A 17,325-nucleotide genomic window follows, 5' to 3' on the forward strand; every position below is an offset into this window, starting at 1 on the left:
TTATATAAGTTAGTTTAGGTTAGTGAAAGCCTCATGGATATGCACGTGGGGCTTTCCTGTTTTTAAGCGATTAATGTGCCGGCAGGGAATGTTCTGCGAACGCAACGATCAATTATTTCTATCGATTGTGAACTGCACCAATTGCTCCAACGATTTTCGGTAACTCGATTCTGGAAATTGATGCAAAAGCTTGATCGCTTCTTGGTGATATTTAGTCATTATCGACTTCGCATATTCAATCCCTCCTGAGCGCTTCACAAAGTCGATCACTTCTTTTACCTTCTTTGGTTTCTCGCTCTCGTTTTTAACGATGCTAATGATACGACGTTTCTCTAGCCATCCTGCTTTCGACAAAGCATAGATCAACGGCAAAGTCATCTTCTTTTCTTTGATATCAATGCCCAACGGTTTGCCTATTTCTTCTTCTCCGTAGTCGAAAAGATCGTCCTTAATTTGAAAGGCCATACCAATCTTCTCACCAAAGTCCTTCATGATCGCCACAGTCTCCTCACTTGCACCGCTGCTGCTCGCGCCTACTGCACAGCATGATGAAATCAACGACGCAGTCTTCTGGCGGATGATCTCATAATAAACATCCTCTGTGATATCAAGTCGTCGTGATTTTTCGAATTGCAGCAACTCCCCTTCGCTCATTTCACGAACAGCATCGCTTACGATACTGAGCAAGTTGAAATCTTTATTTTGAATGGAAAGTAGTAACCCGCGCGATAATAGAAAATCGCCGACAAGAACGGCTACTTTGTTCTTCCACAGCGCATTGACGGAAAAGAAACCGCGTCTATAATTCGCTTCATCCACCACGTCGTCGTGAACGAGTGTCGCAGTATGGAGTAACTCAATGAGCGACGCCCCACGAAAAGTCGATTCCGTTATACCACCACTTGTTCCTGCACTTAGGAAGACAAACATTGGACGCATTTGCTTTCCCTTGCGCTTAACAATGTAATGCATGATTTTATCGAGCAACAAAACACGCGTTTTCATCGCCGCACGAAACTTCACTTCAAAGTCGTGCATCTCCACAGCAATCGGAGCCTTTATATCGTCCAGTCGTAAAGACATGAACCGCAAGTATACACATTTCGTCGGAAATACAGTGGAATCGATTTTCGGCCAACTTTGATTTTGTTTTCTCAAAAGTTCATCCAGGTTCAACGCATTGAGGATGAACCCACAAGTGTGCGATTTAATACAGCCCACTATTGATTATTGCGCGCACACTCCCGTATTTAGGCGCATGAATTATATGGGCACATTCTGGAACGACTTATTATTTGCTGTTATCGTGATGAGTATCGGCGTGGTCATCGCCCGCATCCTCCGCATCGTGATCGGCAGGCTCGTAACCGGCGCCTCAACAAAACTGAAAGTCGACCCAACGAAATATAACTTCCTGAAAAATGCGGTAGAATTTATCATCTACGTCATCGCACTGATCGTTATCTTTAATTCGATTCCCAAACTCCGCGCCTATGGCACCGCGCTTTTTGCCGGCGCCGGTGTCTTGGCTGCCATTGTCGGTTTCGCCTCCCAATCGGCATTCTCGAATATTGTGAGCGGAGTGTTCATTGTGATCTTCCGGCCATTTAGCGTGGGAGACCGCGTGCAAGTAGGCCAACTTTATACCGGAGACGTAGAAGACATCACGCTTCGGCATACCGTCATCAAAGATTTCGAGAACAGACGAATAGTCATCCCCAATGCTGTGATCAATAATGAGACGATCATCAACTCTTCGCTCTCTCACGAAAAGATCTGCACCTTCCTTGAGATCGGTGTCTCCTTCGACGCCGACGTCGACAAGGCCATGTCCATTATGCAAGAAGAAGCGCTAAACCATCCGTTCTGTCAAGACAATAGAACGTTCGAAGAAACAGCAGAAGGCAAACCAAAAGTGGTGGTAAGAATGCTAGGACTGACCGAGACCGCAGTAAGACTTCGCGCTTCAATTTGGGCGACCAATCCTTCTGACGCGTTTGAAATGCGCTGTGATCTTTTCAAATCTATAAAAGCTCGTTTTGATGCTGAAGGTATCTCTTTGGCATTTCCACAACGCGTCGTCTATCTTCGCGAAAGTACAACCGACAAAAAATCGTAATCATGACATCCACAGCTTCAGAACCCATCGGACATGCGAAGCCCATTATCCTGGAGCTGATCACCTATAACCGAGAATACTACGAAAAGCACGACACGCTGTCTGTGGAAGAACTTCTGCTTCATAAGAAAGCAAATCAAGTAAACTGGGTAAACCTCGATGGCCTGGAGAACCAGGATATCATTGAAAAATTACAAAGTCATTTTTGCCTTCACCCGCTCCTTATCGACGACGTACTGAGTGATCAGCGCCCGAAGGTTGAAGAGTTTGACGAATACCTTTTCCTCACCTTAAAAATGCTTCACCGGCTCGACTCGCATAAGATCGAGTACGAGCAAATCAGCTTCGTGTTGGGAAAAGATTTTCTACTAACCTTTCAAGAAAAAGAAGGCGATTTATTCGATGGTTTTCGCGAACGCATTCGCTTGGATCAAGGTAGAGTTCGAAAAAAGAAAGCTGACTATCTCATGTATCGCCTCGTCGATATTATTGTTGAAAACTACTACAATGTATTAGACAAGATTGGTGAAATCATGGACGACATCGAAGAGACTGTTTATGAAAACCCAACCAACAAGACATTCAATAGAATTCAATCTTTAAAGAAAGAGCTTATCTATTTACGCAAAGCGCTATTCCCGTTGCGCGACGCTCTTGGTAAAATTGTAAAGGGGGAATACGATTTTATTCACGACGAAAATATTCGTTTCTACTCGGATGTTTACGACCATGTAGTACACATCATTGATTCGCTAGATACCTACAAAGATCTCACAACCGGATTGCTGGATATCCATATCAACGCGATGAACACACGCATGAACGAGGTGATGAAAGTTTTGGCTGTGATCTCGACGATCTTTATGCCGTTAACTTTTATTGTGGGCGTCTATGGAATGAACTTCGATTACATGCCTGAGCTGCATTGGCGCTACGGCTACTATGAAGTATGGGGAATCATGGGTATCGTGGTGGTAGCGATGTTAATATTCTTCAAATACAAGAAGTGGTTTTGATAAGCTTAAAGCAGAAAGCGGAAAGCTTAAAGCTTTTAGGAGTCAGGAGTAAGAATTAAGGAGCAAGTAGTGCCGCGTACTGCCTTCAATACTAGCCCTGAAGGGGCGACGTCAAAATAGAGTAGATCAAGCCAGGAAGCCGCCCATAAAAAAAGCCCCTGACTGGTCAGGAGCTTTTCAAAAATAGCTTTAAGCTTTCTGCTTTACGCTTTGCTAGATTCTTTTTTCAAGCTCAGTGATTTTATCCTGTGCTTCGTTTTTACCAAGAGAAAGTGCTTTCTTGTAGAGTTCGATTGCTTCTTTCAATGTTTCTTTCTTTTTCTTCGGTGCAAGCTTTGTGCGGTTAGCAGCTTCTTCAACCGCTTGTGCACGTGCGAAGTAAGCATCTGCTTCCGTCATTTTGCTTTGAATCATCAACTCCTGAACACGAGCTTCGATAAGCGCAAGTTCTTGCTGTTTTGCTTCAATCTGAGCTTGCTTGTCGGCGAGGTCAGCTTCTTGAAGTTTTGTAGTCGTGATGAGGTTTTCGTTTTGGCTCTTCAATGTTTCTACAGCAGACTCAAGGCTAGCAATCTCTTGTGTTTTTTGCAGAAGATCGTTCTTCAAATTTTTGATTTGCTTAGCATAAGCGCTGTTAGAAGACTTCGAAGACGAAAGATTCTTTTCAAGCTCTTCGATTTTATGCTGAGTATCTTTTACGTAGCTGTTGATATCTTTCATTCTCGCTTCGTAGTCGGCAACGGTTGTTCCTTCAACCATATCCACGCGAAGAAGTTTGCGGCTTTGATCGATTGAATCCATAAGCACACCAACTTCGGTGAGTGTCTGGGCCATTTTCTGACTGGTTTCGAGTTCCACTTTCAGGGAGTCAACCTGCGTCTGCAATTTTTCCTTTTCCTTGGTATCGCAGCTGGCAAACATCGCAGCAGCCAATGGCAGGACAAAAACAAGCTTTCTGGTCATAAACAGTTTCATTTTAAAGGGTTAGTTCGCAAAAGTAATGTGGATTTTGATGCATACCGGTTAAGCGCCTTTAAAATATTTTTCGCTACGCCAGGAAGTCGAAAATCACGCCGGTCGGACAGGGCGAACATTATTCCGTTTTCTTTTCTGGATTAAAGGAACGGGTTTAACTTTGCCATGTTTAATGGTTTCCGAAGCATTTGATGTCACAACTGGTTAACACGCGTATTGCTGATTTGGGGAAACCCCGCGTCATCATTATCGGTGGAGGATTTGGAGGGATTGAGGTCGCTAAAAAACTCAAAGGTTTTAAAGCGCAGACTGTGCTTTTCGACAAATTTAACCACCACTGCTTTCAACCGCTGCTCTATCAAGTTGCCACTTCTGGCCTAGAATCAAGTTCCATTGTCTTCCCTTTTCGTAAACGCTTCAGCGCGCAGAAAGACTTCTACTTTCGCCTTGCCGAAGTAACCCATATCAATCCTGCAGAAAGATCGATCGAAACTTCCATCGGCAGCGTTACTTACGATTACCTCGTGATCGCCAACGGCGCCGCGACAAACTTTTATGGTATGAAGGATGTCGAAGAACATTCGATGCCCATGAAAACCATCATCGATTCTATAAAGCTAAGAAATACCATCATCAGAAATTTTGAGACCGCATTATTGACCGACGATGCTGAGCTCCGAAATAGTTTGATGGATTTCGTCATTGTTGGCGGTGGACCTACCGGTGTTGAACTTGCCGGAGCACTGAGCGAACTCAAAAACCATGTGTTCCCAAAGGATTATCCCGAGCTTGAGCTCAGTCAGATGGATATTCATTTGGTTGAAGCGACCCCGCGCCTTCTCAATGGTATGTCCGACAAGGCTGGCAATACAGCGCTTCAATATTTGCAAAACATGGGCGTAAAAGTGCACCTTAACTGCGCCGTGAAATCATACGATGGATATGCCGTGGTCTTTAATACAGGTGAGAAACTGATTACGCGCACATTGATATGGGCCGCCGGTGTGAAAGGACAACCTGTTGCTGGACTTTCTGCTGAATCATTTGGCCGCGCGCAACGCATTAAAGTAGATGAGTTCAATCGTGTAAAAGGATATGAGAATATTTTTGCGATTGGAGACGCCGCCATTATGGAAGGTGATACAGGATTTCCAAGTGGACATCCGCAGATGGCGCAGCCTGCCATTCAACAGGGCAAGCTTGTCGCTGAGAATATCAAAAGGTTGATCTCTAAAAAAGAGATGAAAGCTTTTCGCTATAAAGATTTGGGCTCGATGGCAACGGTTGGAAGAAACCGCGCCGTGGCTGACCTCAAAGCATTAAAATTGAAAGGCTTCATTGCCTGGCTGATCTGGATGTTTATACACCTGGTTTCCATTATCGGATTTAAGAATAAATTCTTTGTTCTGATAAGCTGGTTTATGAGTTATTTCTCTTACGACAAAAGTAATCGGTTACTGATCGCCCGTCCGAAAGACGGCGTGCAATAAATATGGGCTCATCTGTTGACAAACACCTTACCCCACTTTCGGCCGCAGGTGTACTGATCTCTCTAGGGATCATTTATGGCGATATCGGAACTTCTCCGATATACACGTTTCGTTTCATCATTGGGCATGAACCCATTTCTGAAGAACTTGTACTGGGCGGACTATCATGCGTCTTCTGGACGCTGACGCTCATCACCACCATCAAATACATTTACCTCGCACTCAACGCCGATAACAAAGGCGAAGGTGGAATATTTGCGCTCTACGCTTTGGTGCGTCGATACAAAGCAACGTGGGTAATTTTCCCTGCCATTATCGGCTGCGCAACGTTGATCTCCGATGGTTTCATCACACCAGCCATCAGTGTGACTTCTGCTATCGAAGGTTTACGTGCACTCGATCCTACCATCTCGCAAGACACGATCATCTACATCGTGATCGTTATTCTCATTATACTTTTCCTCTTTCAACAATTTGGAAGCGGCGTCGTCGGACGCGCTTTTGGCCCCATCATGTTGGTGTGGTTTTGTTTTATCGCCGTAATAGGTTTCTCTCACTTGGTGCATAAACCGGAAGTTCTAAAAGCACTAAATCCTTATTACGCGATTCATTTGCTCACGCTTTACCCTGGAGGATTCTGGATTTTAGGCGCTGTTTTCCTTTGTACCACCGGAGCAGAAGCTATGTATTCGGATCTTGGTCACGTTGGAAAAGGAAACATTCGCGCCGGCTGGGGATTTGTAAAAGTAGCCTTGCTCTTGAGTTACTTTGGACAAGGCGCATGGCTTCTGGAACATATGGGCCAGCGATTAGACGAACAAACTATTCCGTTCTTCCAAATCATCCCTGAGGAGTTCCTCATCTTCGGGATCATACTCGCGACCATGGCAACTATTATTGCCAGTCAAGCATTGATCTCAGGAACGTTCACGCTCGTTAATGAAGCGATGAAATTAAAACTCTGGCCTGCAACACGCGTACGCTATCCGAGTACTGTAAAAGGACAGATCTATATTCCTGCGATCAATTGGATACTACTCTTCGGATGCATCCTTGTTGTGTTGATTTTTAGAGAAGTAAAGGGTATGGAAGGTGCTTACGGGCTCGCCATCACATTCGACATGTTGATGACAACTTCGCTCCTTGTATTTTACTTCTCTGTCTCAAGAAAATCTACTTATCGTGCCATCCTTTTGGCCATTGTATTCTTCGCGATCGAAGGTGCGTTCCTCATATCCAACCTCAGCAAGTTTGCTCACGGTGGATGGTTTACTTTCGTGATGGCCTCGATATTCTTCCTCATGATGTTCACCCTTGTTCGCGCGCGACGTCTGCGTGATCGTCACACCGAGTTCGTCGACTTGAAACATTATGTTGGAATGATTCAGGATTTACAAGCCGACACTGCCGTAACAAAGGAAGCCACAAACCTGGTTTATTTGGCAATGGCCGATAGCAAGCGATACATCGACTCGAATATCATCTATTCAATTTTCAAGAAAAGACCTAAACGCGCTGACGTCTACTGGTTCCTGCACGTCGATACCGTAGATAGTCCATTCACCAGCAAGTACCTGGTCGACACGATCATTCCAAGAAAATGTTTCTTCATCCGGATTAAGCTCGGTTTCAAAACAAACCACCGTGTAAACTTGATCTTCAATAAGATCATCCACGAAATGGCCGATGCTGGTGAGATCGATTTAACAAGCCCGTATCCGTCGTTGCACAAGTATAGTATGATGGCTGACTTCAAATTTGTTATCCTCCATTCGTGGGCTTCATCCGACAGCGAGATCACAACATTGGATCGACTTGTTATTCAAGGTTACCGACTCTTGAAAGAATACAGTTTGTCGACAGAAGAATTATACGGAATTGAAGCCGCTAATTTGGAGGTTGAAAAAGTACCGATACAAGTAGGCCCACAAGCAAGAGTGAAAATAAAACGCGAACGAGAAGACTGAGAATAGTTATCGGTTATTGGTTATCCGTTAACTGTTATCGGTTATCGGTTGTCCGTTAATCCTATTTTGTTAAGTTCCATCTCCTCAATTAAGATCGGCAATTAGTATCCTCCATCGTTTTTCTAATTCTCTTGCCACGAAGACTCGAAGACTCAAAGTTCCACAAAGCAGTATTTCCATTAGCGAACCTTCGTGTCTTTGAGACTTTGTGGCGTAGTGATTAACGAATGATTAAAAATCGCTGTTCCAATCTTTGGCATAATTGCCTTTCTTTCTGAATCGTGGCTGACCTGCTAACAGATATTTACTAAGTAGGAAGCCGTCAGATGCCACTTCGCCCGTCTTTTTTAAACTTGACAAAGTAGGATTAACTGTTATCGGTTAACTGTGAACTGTGAACTGCCAACCGTGAACTGTCAACGGTGAACTGTGAACGAACAGCGCTAAGCACGAACACCGAAGCGATCAAAGCTTCTCCAGTATTTATCTTTGTAAATCACGTAGTCGATGTTGAGTCGATCAGCGAATTGTTTTGCTATTTCCGACACTACTTTTGAAGATCTCTTGAAGTCTTTGCAAGCGAAGTAAACTTCGCGAACACCATCCGCGGTTTGCCTACCGATATTCAAATATCCATCGGCATCACGAAGTTGATCATTCACTTGGTCTTCAAACGCGTTCATATTTTCGTACGTCTCGGTATTGGGCATTCCATTATTTCCAGCGTCGCCGTAATTAATTTCTACTCTCAAAATCCAAGGATGAGAACACTTACTATCCCAACGAAGTAGGTCTGTGTTCATGGTGGCAATCAATGGACGATCATTATCGAGGGTAGCTTCGAAAGCAGTATATTGATCGTTCTCACTGCTGTGCCTAACATCATTATACTTCTCAATGAATTCCTTTTCTCGCCACAACAGATAATCTTTCAGTTTCTTCATCGGAATTAGCTCAACCTGATCATCATCGGGTGTACCCGACACGTTGAGATAGTCGACAAACGTAGCAAATTTTAATTCACCCAAATAATTATCTAGAAAAATATAGACTCCATTCGTAACCTGATCGCGATTACGCTCATTAAAATCTGTTGACACTACTGTAATCTCAATTTCGTCAGGATACTCCGGATGTAATACAGGATAAAAACTCAAATTATCTTCAGCAAAACGAAGGCCGTGCATATCGATTGAGAAGCCATCGAATTCCATCGGAGGCTTGTGTGCAGCGAATTTCCATCCCGGAATAACCGGCGCCGATTCTACCAATTCTTCTATGAAGACAAAATTTTTGATCTTTCCATCTGCTGTGAAAATCAATTCTGCAGTATGGTCGTTCATCATACCGGTCAAATAGAAAAAACCTTCTCTGAGCGATGAAAGTTTTGGCGACAACTTCTTAAAAAAATCCGCTTCTATATTCTTGTGTGTTTTAATCACATTATGAAAGGCCTTTTCATTTTCCTGAAACCAATTCCAGAAATCATAATAGGATTCAACTGTGGTTTCCTTTTTTCCAAGCATGTTCTTTAAAAAACTCATGACAACGTAAAGTTATGCTCCAAGATATTGATCATTTCAAATTTGGCAAAGCCCAAATAGAAAATAGCTTGCCAGCTACATCTTTATGGGTATCTCTTTAAAAATTTCCATCTGCGGTCGATCACCAAGGAAATTGTTCGCAGCCAACTTCTGTTTATAATAAGCTAGTTTTTCAATGTCGTTTATACTTCGCGATGCGACGAGCGCGCCGTAAAGTCCGTTAAACCTATTCGGATGCGTTCTCAAGGAGGCCTCATATTCTTTCAGCGCGCTTTTTGGATCTGATATCGCCATATACATATCACCAAGCAACTCTCTTGCAGGAAGAACTTCGCCTGGTGTGACCGGATGTTTGGCAGTCGCATCTTCCATAAATGAAGCTTCGTTCATCATGGCGATTGCCTCTGATTTTTTATTTTCTTTAAATTTTATCCACGCTCCCGCCGCTTTGACCTGGATTGAGACTAAGTTTGCTTTATATGTTTCATTTTGTTCTTGAAGCTTTGCAAGCAGCGCTTCAAGTTTTTGTAAGTCCTTTTTCGCGTCTGCGATTTTGTTGATGTGCACCGCGCCGAGCGCCTTTGCAAAATGAATGTTGGCTTGTTCCCAAAGGAATTTATCCCACGGAAACCCTGCTGGCGTGACCGTTAGCGCTGCTGCTGAAGACCAATCACGACGCTCAAGTGCGTAGCGTGCTGAACCTGCTGCAAGTGAGTAGGCCGCCTTAAAATTCACTGGCGAGACAGTTTGAATTGAGTTCAAATATTTAAGTTGCTCAAGTGCCTTGGCATCGTCGCCTTTCTGAAGGTAAGCATAGATCAAGTAATCAAGACCGTGTAACTCTTCATCCCAATGAGCCTTAAGCCCCGACTTCTCAGCATAACAGCGTGCAGCATCCACGGATTTTATGTTTGATTCAATTGATTCATCCCAAAGACCCAGCCGCGTAAAAATATGCGAGGGCATGTGTTGGGCATGGGCAGAGGCAGCGGCAATCGAAGCATATTTTCGTGCGGCGGGTAACCCTTCTTCTGCAAGTTCAGGATAATCGTAGTTGTGAATCAAGTAATGTGCGACACCAGGATGGTTGGGCTTTTCCTCAAACAACTTATTCAGGATTGCCCCCGCTTTTCGCTGATTCTTGAACGACTTATCCGTAGGATCGACGGCAGCATCAAGTGCTAGTGCGTAGAAAATTGCAGCTTCGGCGTCGTCTGGATATTTATCAAAAATGCGTTCAGAAGCTTTCTCAAATTTTGAAAGTCTTACTCGATGATCTATTGAATCTGCGTGATCATAGATCACAGCAATCGCCTCAAGGTAATCTGATGCCGCCGATGACTCGTCTACGACGGCTCGCCCGAGTTTAATTACTTTCGCACCTTTTTGTAGATCAGCTTGAGTCGGCGGCGACCAAAGCGGGTGAAAGTTGCACATTGCTATGCCCCAATATCCCATGGCACATGAGGGATCTTGATCGACAACCTTGGCAAACATTTTCTCCGCTTCTGTATACTCAAATGAATGCAACAATGCTAGCGCCAAATTAAAATTATCCCGAACATCCTCACTGCAGGCCGATGTAAACGACACCGACCCAAATTGATCTTTTCCTACTCCGCAAAGGGTGATGTCGCCGCGAGACAATTCAATAGCAGCTAAATCATTTCTGATTGATTGATCATCTTTTTTTCCTGTGCAGCTCATCAAAAAAATGATCGACACTATGCTAACCGTGGAGGTGCATTTTCTTTTCATAACGAGAGAGGTTTAAATAATGCTAATAACAACTACTCAATTAAGATTTCTTATCGAATTACTACCGCACGCTGTATCTCGAGTGGCGCATTTACTTCCGAACGACGTCGAATTACAACCAACAGCCGATCTTGAAAATCCTTCAACATCAAGTCGCCCCAAAACCTTCCGTAAAAATTAATCTTAGAGGTAAGTTGATATTGTGATGACAAGTTGAGTTTTATCCTGTGATTATCAACAATTTCAATCTCATACGTAGCATCAACGAATCTAAAATAGTTTCCATTCAACACATGTTGATCGAATACATTGTGTCGAACAGAAGCAGGATCAACTTTAATGCTGAACGAAACACGACGGTTCGGCTCAAATTCCGTGATCCTCTCTACAAATCGAAGTCCACCTTCAAAATTACCGACGCGCTCCCCTCCTACACCTTTGTGCGTCACCGTAGCATTGATCGGTCTTGGAATACCGAGCACGTTTAAGATTCCCCTATCGTATTCATCATGGTTGATACTGTCTACTTCGACAATTTGATTCCACACTTCATTTGACGAAGCATTAATTAAAATACTACTGCTCACTTCAAATTTCGCAGAAGGACTTTCAACAAATTCTTCCAACGGCGACAATAAAAAGGGAAGTAGTAGCAACGAAATACTTTTCAATTTTCTTTTTTGGTCACGCAACAAAAAGAGCCTAAAAATAAAAGCGCCAAGTGTTCCAAGAATAAAGAACGGTCCACCCAATACAAGTAGGCACAAGATACCTTCCACGCCAGCAACAACCATTACCACAAAAAAAGTTGCCGTACATATCCAAGGAATAAAGATAATGTTGCGATATGACCGAAGTTGATCATCACCTGCAAAAATTAATGGAACAATCCCCAATATTGTAGGTACAAGAAATAGGTATGTGATCGATGCCAGTGTCGCATCTTCGCCAAAACGAAGGCGCGTTAACATACCATATGCTACACCGACGACTATGCCGATGATTAGCAACTTGTATTTTTGGGCGATCTTTTTCATTCTAAAACCCAGTGAATCTACTTCAAAAGCTTGTCAAGTTTCCTCGCGATGTCCTCGTCAATCGTGAGCACGATAATCCCAGAAAAAGGCCGACAGAAATTCCAATTTTTCCCTGGATCGTCCAGCATAGCTAATTCGTATTTCATCGATTGATTAACGACTGATTTCATCTGCTCGACCTGCTTCGCTGATAAGTTATCAGGGATCGTAACAAATACACCATTGATGACGAGTGCCGGACAATATGTAATTATCGTGTCAAGCGATGAATTTGAACCTTGAAACAGACGCTCTTGTACAGCGCTCCACTTTAAAGAATGTTCCATACCATTGACAGACTTGAGCCACGCAATGTTATCGTCATAAGACATATATCGATCATACGATTGCGCCCGTGCTACATGCATGGCAGCTAAGAACATGAATGACACAAAGAACAGTTTCATTACTTTTCTTTTATGTTAGACTTTACACATCCTAAGCCATTCCAGAATTCTTGCGGGTACCGTAAGCTCATCTTATTCGCTTCTCCCCCACCAAATGCTGGAAATTCAACAACGACATTCATCGCGTATCCTGAATCTAATTTGTGATATTGAACAAAATGCCGCATCGATGAATCCATCACAGATAAGAATTTAAGGTCATCCAGCGACTCAGGATAGCTTCCAAATCTGAGCTTATGAAGCTCTACATTCGCAATCGCGCGCTTAAATTCCTGATCAGCGAGAAGATTTTCTGCGTTCTCCATATTCTCATTAATCCGATCTTTAACGCCCTCGGGAACACACCCAATAAGAAGTAATAAACCGATAACTGATGAACGTATCATTTTGATTTTAATTAACATCATTTCACCAATTCAATACCCGCGTGAAATTTTAGCATGGTAGCTTTGTCGGTTACCTGTGTGGCTATAAAATTTTCGCATTGTTGATTAGCATTTAAATGGACTTCCCATCCTTAAAAAAAAAATGCTTTCTTTCATATTGTTTGTTACATCCTAAAGTCCAAACACAACACGCAAATTATCAACGTGACTTGACAAATTCTTATCGAATTCAAATGATTTCCAATCCCACGTTTGTGTTTCTTCATCATAATGCTCGTGCGATTCTTCGTGATCGTAATAATACACGGATTCATCACCATGATCTTGTAGATCGATCAGATAAAAATCTCCACCGCCATTTTCGCCAATAATAAGTTTATGCTTAATCGTCTTCTCGGTTGTATGGAATCCAACGCGCAAGTTTTTAGTGATTAGTTCATCGGCGTTGGCGTAAACGAACCCCTCCAGAATGCCATCTTCCCCCGTAAATCCTTCGAACTTCTCAATAAATGCAACGTAGTGCTCGGGAAGTTTCAGTAGCAACGCTTGCTCTATTTTCTGAATATCATGCTCCCTCATATCAATCTTATTTCACCGTATTAACTTTCATTCTTAACTTATAGAAAACCTATCCCGATTTTTAAAGATGCTCACCTAATATTTTTTCTCGATCTCAAGAATCTTTTCCGTCTTCTTATCAAAACGTACTTCGTATAGTGGGTACTCTTCAACGCCATCTTTGCGCTCATTGATGTAAACTGTTACGATTCCTAACGCTTTATGTTCTGGGTTGGCGGGTTGAACAGGCACGCTGAAGGTAATTTGAGTATCTTTCCCTTGTGCCTGAAGCGCTTCAATTCTAGCAAATTCTTCTTTAAACTCTTTAAGTTCAATCAACTGATCGAACATCGCCGTACTAAGCGAATCTTCATCTTCTTGGGCGTGTACTGACAAGGTGCAGACTAAAGTCGTGAGAATTGTTACCGTGGCTACTTGTAGAAGAAAAGTCATTGATTTCATATCGTTGCTGATGTTTGGGGCTTCTAGCGTTATTGGAAATTTAGCGATTTTACCTGATCACACGAAGGTACTTGCGAAAGAAAATTGAAACATACGGATGGGCTATGCGCACTTGACCTATTACGAACGAGAATAAAGAATCTTAAAATTTAAGATTTTGTTCTACGCCGGCGCCGGATCTTAAATATTGTAAATACAAGTGCGCCACTGGCCAATATACCCACAGCAACCTCCCGCCAATGCAACACATTATTATCGATCGTGCGTGCTGGGGCCATTAATACACCGCGCAACTTACCTAGCCTTATATTCAATAGCCTTTTATTCATGCCGTATCGCTGCGCTTGTACATAATCATCTTCCGCGTTCTCGTAGTTACCAAGGATGAACTCAATATTTCCAAGATCAAATAAAAGGCCTGCAATCAAACTATCAGGAGCATCCACAAAAGAAACACGTTCATTGAGCTGATAAAATAATTGATTCGCCAGTGCATTCAATTCTTTTTCCGACTTGTTCGACACTGGCGACGCACTGCTTCCGAAATCTGTATTCAATAGCAACGAAGAGGCATAACGCTGAACGTTGTCAACCTTAGCTTCTAATATTTTTATATGAATCCATTCGGAACCGTCGTGTGACGCTTCATCAATCTGCACCGCACGTCTTATCCACTTCAACGCATCCACGTTATTACCGTACAGTTCGTAAGCCGTTCCAATATTCGAAGCGGTTGAATATCGCCCGGGTGACATCGCCTCGATCTTTAGGTATAGTTGAATGGCTTCGTCATATTTTCCCATTAAGATCAACACGAGTCCTTTGTCCGACAAATAATCGAGATCTTTGTTCAGACGGTACATGCTATCCAACGCGCTCAATTCTCGCGCGAGCGCAGTGGTATCAAATGCGTAGTTGTGCCCATGGGGAACCCGACCTTGGTAGTCCTCATAAACGAAAAAACCATCTTTCAACATCAATGTCTCGCCATTTAAACATGCCAATGCCACATTAACAGAAAACATGAAGCACGCTATGACAGCCAGTATTCTTTTCTGATTTATCATCATTTCAATATTATAATCTTAACTACGATTCTTTTCGATAAATTCGTCTTTCCGACGTTCATCTTTAATCCAGAACTGAACGACAAGTACCACGAGGATTGGAATACCACATAACCCTATCAACGAAATCCAACTGCTCACGACTTCTTCAACACGAATCAACAACAAGCCATCACCAAGTGGTCCTTTGGAAAAAATTGTATTGTGCGTAAAATTCCAACCAAGGTGCATTCCGAACGCAAGCGCGATCGAGCCAGTTTTCGCATACGATAAAGCCCATGCGTATCCCATCAAACCAGTTCCAATGAATACCACAATCATCGGAACGACATAACCTAAAATGCCGAAAGAAAACCAATGGTAAACGCCAAACGCAATTGCTGAAATTAATACCGCCTTCGAAGAACCAATCCAACGAATGAGCAGATACAGAAGCGCTCCTCTAAAAATCAATTCTTCGGTGAGGACTGATGTTGCATCCCACGACAGCATGCGCAATATTCTTGATATCAATATTGCGTCATTGATCGACCATTGTCCGGCGGCAGACCAAATCGTGAGAAGTTGAACAGCGGCGCAAAGTGTAGCGAGTAGCGTAAATCCAATTAAGAAATACTTCACCGCGCGTAACGCAGGCGTGAACCCTAATACAAGTATAGTTTTTCTTTCGACAGCATAAAGTATGATCGAGGATATCAGCAGTATGACTAATATTCCGATCACTGCCGATCCTTCTTAACAGCATTTCGTAAAAACCAATAGCCGGCTACCATCGCACAGAATATCACAGAGTTTATCAGCCACGTTAGCAATAGCGCTAATGTAAAAAATCCTGTTTCTTCAAAACCTTCCCAATGCGCGGGAATATAGTCACGATGAAACGAGGTGATGTAAATGACCATACGCTCGAATGAGAACACCAAGAAAAAAGAAATGATGAATCGAGCAATACGCGAGCTCCGCACTTTACGTATCCACAAGATTTGCGTTGCAACGGTCCAGGTTGATGTTTGTTGAATCAATGCCCACCAATACATCTCTCGGACATCGCGCAATTGATTCAGCGAAATCAAAGTTGATGAGATATTGATTACCAGATAAACCAGTCCAGCAATGGCAATAAATTCACACGCCTTGTCGTCAAACGCAGTCAGCCTGCGATTCTTTTTATTGAAAAGGGTAGCAACGATATAAACGACACTATAAAAGCCAAAACCAATAAAAAGCGTATCAATGATGAAACAGAAAAAAACATGCATAAACGAGCTCACTGGCGTATGGGGATTTGTAATACGTTATTGAATAACAACAAAGAGTTCGTAGCAATATGGCTCAAAGGAAAACTATTAACAATAGGAACAGGCCAATGCCAACAGTAATTACTTGAAGAACTTCCTTGACATGAACATGAAAGACTTGCCTAATATCAGATTTGGATAACCGCCAGATTAGCGCCACATGGATGCTCGCAAGTATCAACATCCGCCATGGGGATATCGCATTCACTCCTCCCGTGAAGGTGGATCCTGAACCCAACGCGCGAATTCCTACTAAAATATTATCCGTTATTAAGAGTGAAAAATGAACCACGATGAGTAGCAATCCCATTTTTCTGCCCATCCAAAACAAGATACCTCCAATGAGAACTAACACGTAAGGGATCAAAAACATAACAATACTGACATCCCATGACGACGGTTCACTTAGTACATCTACCAACAAAAAAAAGTTATTAATCACATAGTATAAAAACGAAATTAACAGGAACACTAGAATTGCATAAATATGTTTTCGCGTAGACACAGCAACTAATTGAAAACTGTCATATGAACTGTAGGCTTTCAAAAAGAAAGATTTAATTCGATCACGATTAATTTGTACCTGATTCGCTTTCCGCAGCTCACTATCGCGTCTCAGAATCTGTTCCGCCCTTGCTTCAGAAAGCTGTTCAGCTGTCAGTTGTCGCCGTCCGATTTCAAAGTGCGCTGCGTCGACTGCAAGAGGCTGGTAATCGTCTGCTGTATCGATAATATCGAGCAACGCAGCATTATCAAGCAAGGTGTAGCGTTCTTTAAATGGATTTTCGGGCATCATACTTCCTAAAGCTTTCTAGAATATACAAACTTCATCAATGCTCTTCACGAATAAACTCCGACAACGGGTTCACCGCCTTCGAGACCTTGTCAACTTCACTAAACGAGAAAACCATTGGATCCGCAGTGCCATCTGCCTTGAAATACCAAAAGATATAGCCTTGATGAAAAAGAAACACAAAATCCTTTTCATCGAGGAAATTTTTCAAATTGTTTTCACTTAATAACTCATCAGCCCAATCAGCGAAGTCGTCTATGGCAAGAACATCCGCACCGACCCACTTCGATGGAATTTGCGTGGTGCATCTCTTGTAAAAGTTTTTATACAACTCAGGTAGTTCAATCGTTCGCATTCTTTCAACCTGGTCGAGAACGTCTAGTCGCGCTTTCACTTTCTTCTGATTCAT

General features: G+C 42.8%; 18 protein-coding genes. 4 read left to right on the forward strand and 14 right to left on the reverse strand.

The genetic code is table 11. From position 1 onward, the window contains the following. Nucleotides 1–108: 108 nt before the first annotated feature. Nucleotides 109–1,083, reverse strand: a complete 975-nt coding sequence (locus tag DQQ10_RS09200) for a polyprenyl synthetase family protein (RefSeq protein WP_112746648.1) — start codon at nucleotides 1,081–1,083, stop codon at nucleotides 109–111. Between the two features lie 184 nt (nucleotides 1,084–1,267). Between DQQ10_RS09200 and DQQ10_RS09205 the strand changes: the two genes are divergently transcribed. After that, a complete protein-coding gene (locus DQQ10_RS09205; protein ID WP_245970344.1) occupies nucleotides 1,268–2,119 on the forward strand; it encodes a mechanosensitive ion channel family protein in 852 nt (283 codons plus the stop codon). Between the two features lie 2 nt (nucleotides 2,120–2,121). After that, on the forward strand, nucleotides 2,122–3,135 hold the full coding sequence (gene corA / locus DQQ10_RS09210; RefSeq protein ID WP_112746555.1) for a magnesium/cobalt transporter CorA: 1,014 nt from the start codon (nucleotides 2,122–2,124) through the stop codon (nucleotides 3,133–3,135). A gap of 213 nt (nucleotides 3,136–3,348) precedes the next feature. Here corA and DQQ10_RS09215 read toward each other — a convergent pair whose 3' ends face one another. After that, complete coding sequence (locus DQQ10_RS09215; RefSeq protein ID WP_133259591.1) at nucleotides 3,349–4,098, reverse strand: hypothetical protein; 750 nt, start codon at nucleotides 4,096–4,098, stop codon at nucleotides 3,349–3,351. Between the two features lie 203 nt (nucleotides 4,099–4,301). Here DQQ10_RS09215 and DQQ10_RS09220 point away from each other — a divergent pair, with 203 nt between their 5' ends. Next, nucleotides 4,302–5,600 carry an NAD(P)/FAD-dependent oxidoreductase gene (locus DQQ10_RS09220; protein ID WP_112746557.1) on the forward strand — a complete coding sequence of 433 codons (1,299 nt, stop codon included), beginning with the start codon at nucleotides 4,302–4,304 and terminating at the stop codon, nucleotides 5,598–5,600. Between the two features lie 2 nt (nucleotides 5,601–5,602). Then, complete coding sequence (locus DQQ10_RS09225; RefSeq protein WP_112746558.1) at nucleotides 5,603–7,567, forward strand: KUP/HAK/KT family potassium transporter; 1,965 nt, start codon at nucleotides 5,603–5,605, stop codon at nucleotides 7,565–7,567. A 443-nt stretch (nucleotides 7,568–8,010) separates the two neighbouring features. Here DQQ10_RS09225 and DQQ10_RS09230 read toward each other — a convergent pair whose 3' ends face one another. From DQQ10_RS09230 to DQQ10_RS09285, 12 genes are all read right to left on the reverse strand, one after another. Further along, entirely contained in the window at nucleotides 8,011–9,111 is a 1,101-nt protein-coding gene (locus tag DQQ10_RS09230; protein ID WP_112746559.1) for a DUF695 domain-containing protein, read from the reverse strand. Between the two features lie 75 nt (nucleotides 9,112–9,186). After that, nucleotides 9,187–10,869 (reverse strand): tetratricopeptide repeat protein, encoded by a 1,683-nt coding sequence (locus tag DQQ10_RS09235; RefSeq protein WP_133259592.1) that lies wholly within the window; start codon nucleotides 10,867–10,869, stop codon nucleotides 9,187–9,189. A 50-nt stretch (nucleotides 10,870–10,919) separates the two neighbouring features. After that, entirely contained in the window at nucleotides 10,920–11,906 is a 987-nt protein-coding gene (locus DQQ10_RS09240) for an SRPBCC family protein (RefSeq protein WP_112746561.1), read from the reverse strand. 17 nt (nucleotides 11,907–11,923) lie between these two features. Beyond that, nucleotides 11,924–12,352 carry a hypothetical protein gene (locus tag DQQ10_RS09245; protein ID WP_112746562.1) on the reverse strand — a complete coding sequence of 143 codons (429 nt, stop codon included), beginning with the start codon at nucleotides 12,350–12,352 and terminating at the stop codon, nucleotides 11,924–11,926. Then, nucleotides 12,352–12,738, reverse strand: coding sequence for a hypothetical protein (locus DQQ10_RS09250; RefSeq protein WP_133259593.1), 387 nt, complete (start codon nucleotides 12,736–12,738; stop codon nucleotides 12,352–12,354). The genes DQQ10_RS09245 and DQQ10_RS09250 overlap by 1 nt, the downstream gene beginning before the upstream one ends. Nucleotides 12,739–12,909: 171 nt before the next feature. Beyond that, entirely contained in the window at nucleotides 12,910–13,317 is a 408-nt protein-coding gene (locus tag DQQ10_RS09255; RefSeq protein WP_112746564.1) for an SMI1/KNR4 family protein, read from the reverse strand. Nucleotides 13,318–13,392: 75 nt separating this feature from the next. Continuing rightward, nucleotides 13,393–13,758, reverse strand: coding sequence for a hypothetical protein (locus DQQ10_RS09260; RefSeq protein WP_112746565.1), 366 nt, complete (start codon nucleotides 13,756–13,758; stop codon nucleotides 13,393–13,395). 149 nt (nucleotides 13,759–13,907) lie between these two features. Continuing rightward, nucleotides 13,908–14,783 carry a tetratricopeptide repeat protein gene (locus DQQ10_RS09265; protein ID WP_165823867.1) on the reverse strand — a complete coding sequence of 292 codons (876 nt, stop codon included), beginning with the start codon at nucleotides 14,781–14,783 and terminating at the stop codon, nucleotides 13,908–13,910. 60 nt (nucleotides 14,784–14,843) lie between these two features. Further along, nucleotides 14,844–15,548, reverse strand: coding sequence for a CPBP family intramembrane glutamic endopeptidase (locus tag DQQ10_RS09270; RefSeq protein WP_112746567.1), 705 nt, complete (start codon nucleotides 15,546–15,548; stop codon nucleotides 14,844–14,846). Further along, nucleotides 15,545–16,084 carry a hypothetical protein gene (locus tag DQQ10_RS09275; protein ID WP_112746568.1) on the reverse strand — a complete coding sequence of 180 codons (540 nt, stop codon included), beginning with the start codon at nucleotides 16,082–16,084 and terminating at the stop codon, nucleotides 15,545–15,547. The genes DQQ10_RS09270 and DQQ10_RS09275 overlap by 4 nt, the downstream gene beginning before the upstream one ends. Nucleotides 16,085–16,157: 73 nt before the next feature. Further along, a complete protein-coding gene (locus DQQ10_RS09280; RefSeq protein WP_112746569.1) occupies nucleotides 16,158–16,919 on the reverse strand; it encodes a hypothetical protein in 762 nt (253 codons plus the stop codon). Nucleotides 16,920–16,953: 34 nt separating this feature from the next. Further along, the gene (locus DQQ10_RS09285) at nucleotides 16,954–17,325 is read right to left on the reverse strand and encodes an SMI1/KNR4 family protein (protein ID WP_112746570.1); all 372 of its coding nucleotides are present in this window, start codon (nucleotides 17,323–17,325) and stop codon (nucleotides 16,954–16,956) included.

It is taken from the genome of Pseudochryseolinea flava, assembly GCF_003286915.1.
Classification (GTDB): Bacteria; Bacteroidota; Bacteroidia; order Cytophagales; family Cyclobacteriaceae; genus Ohtaekwangia; species Ohtaekwangia flava.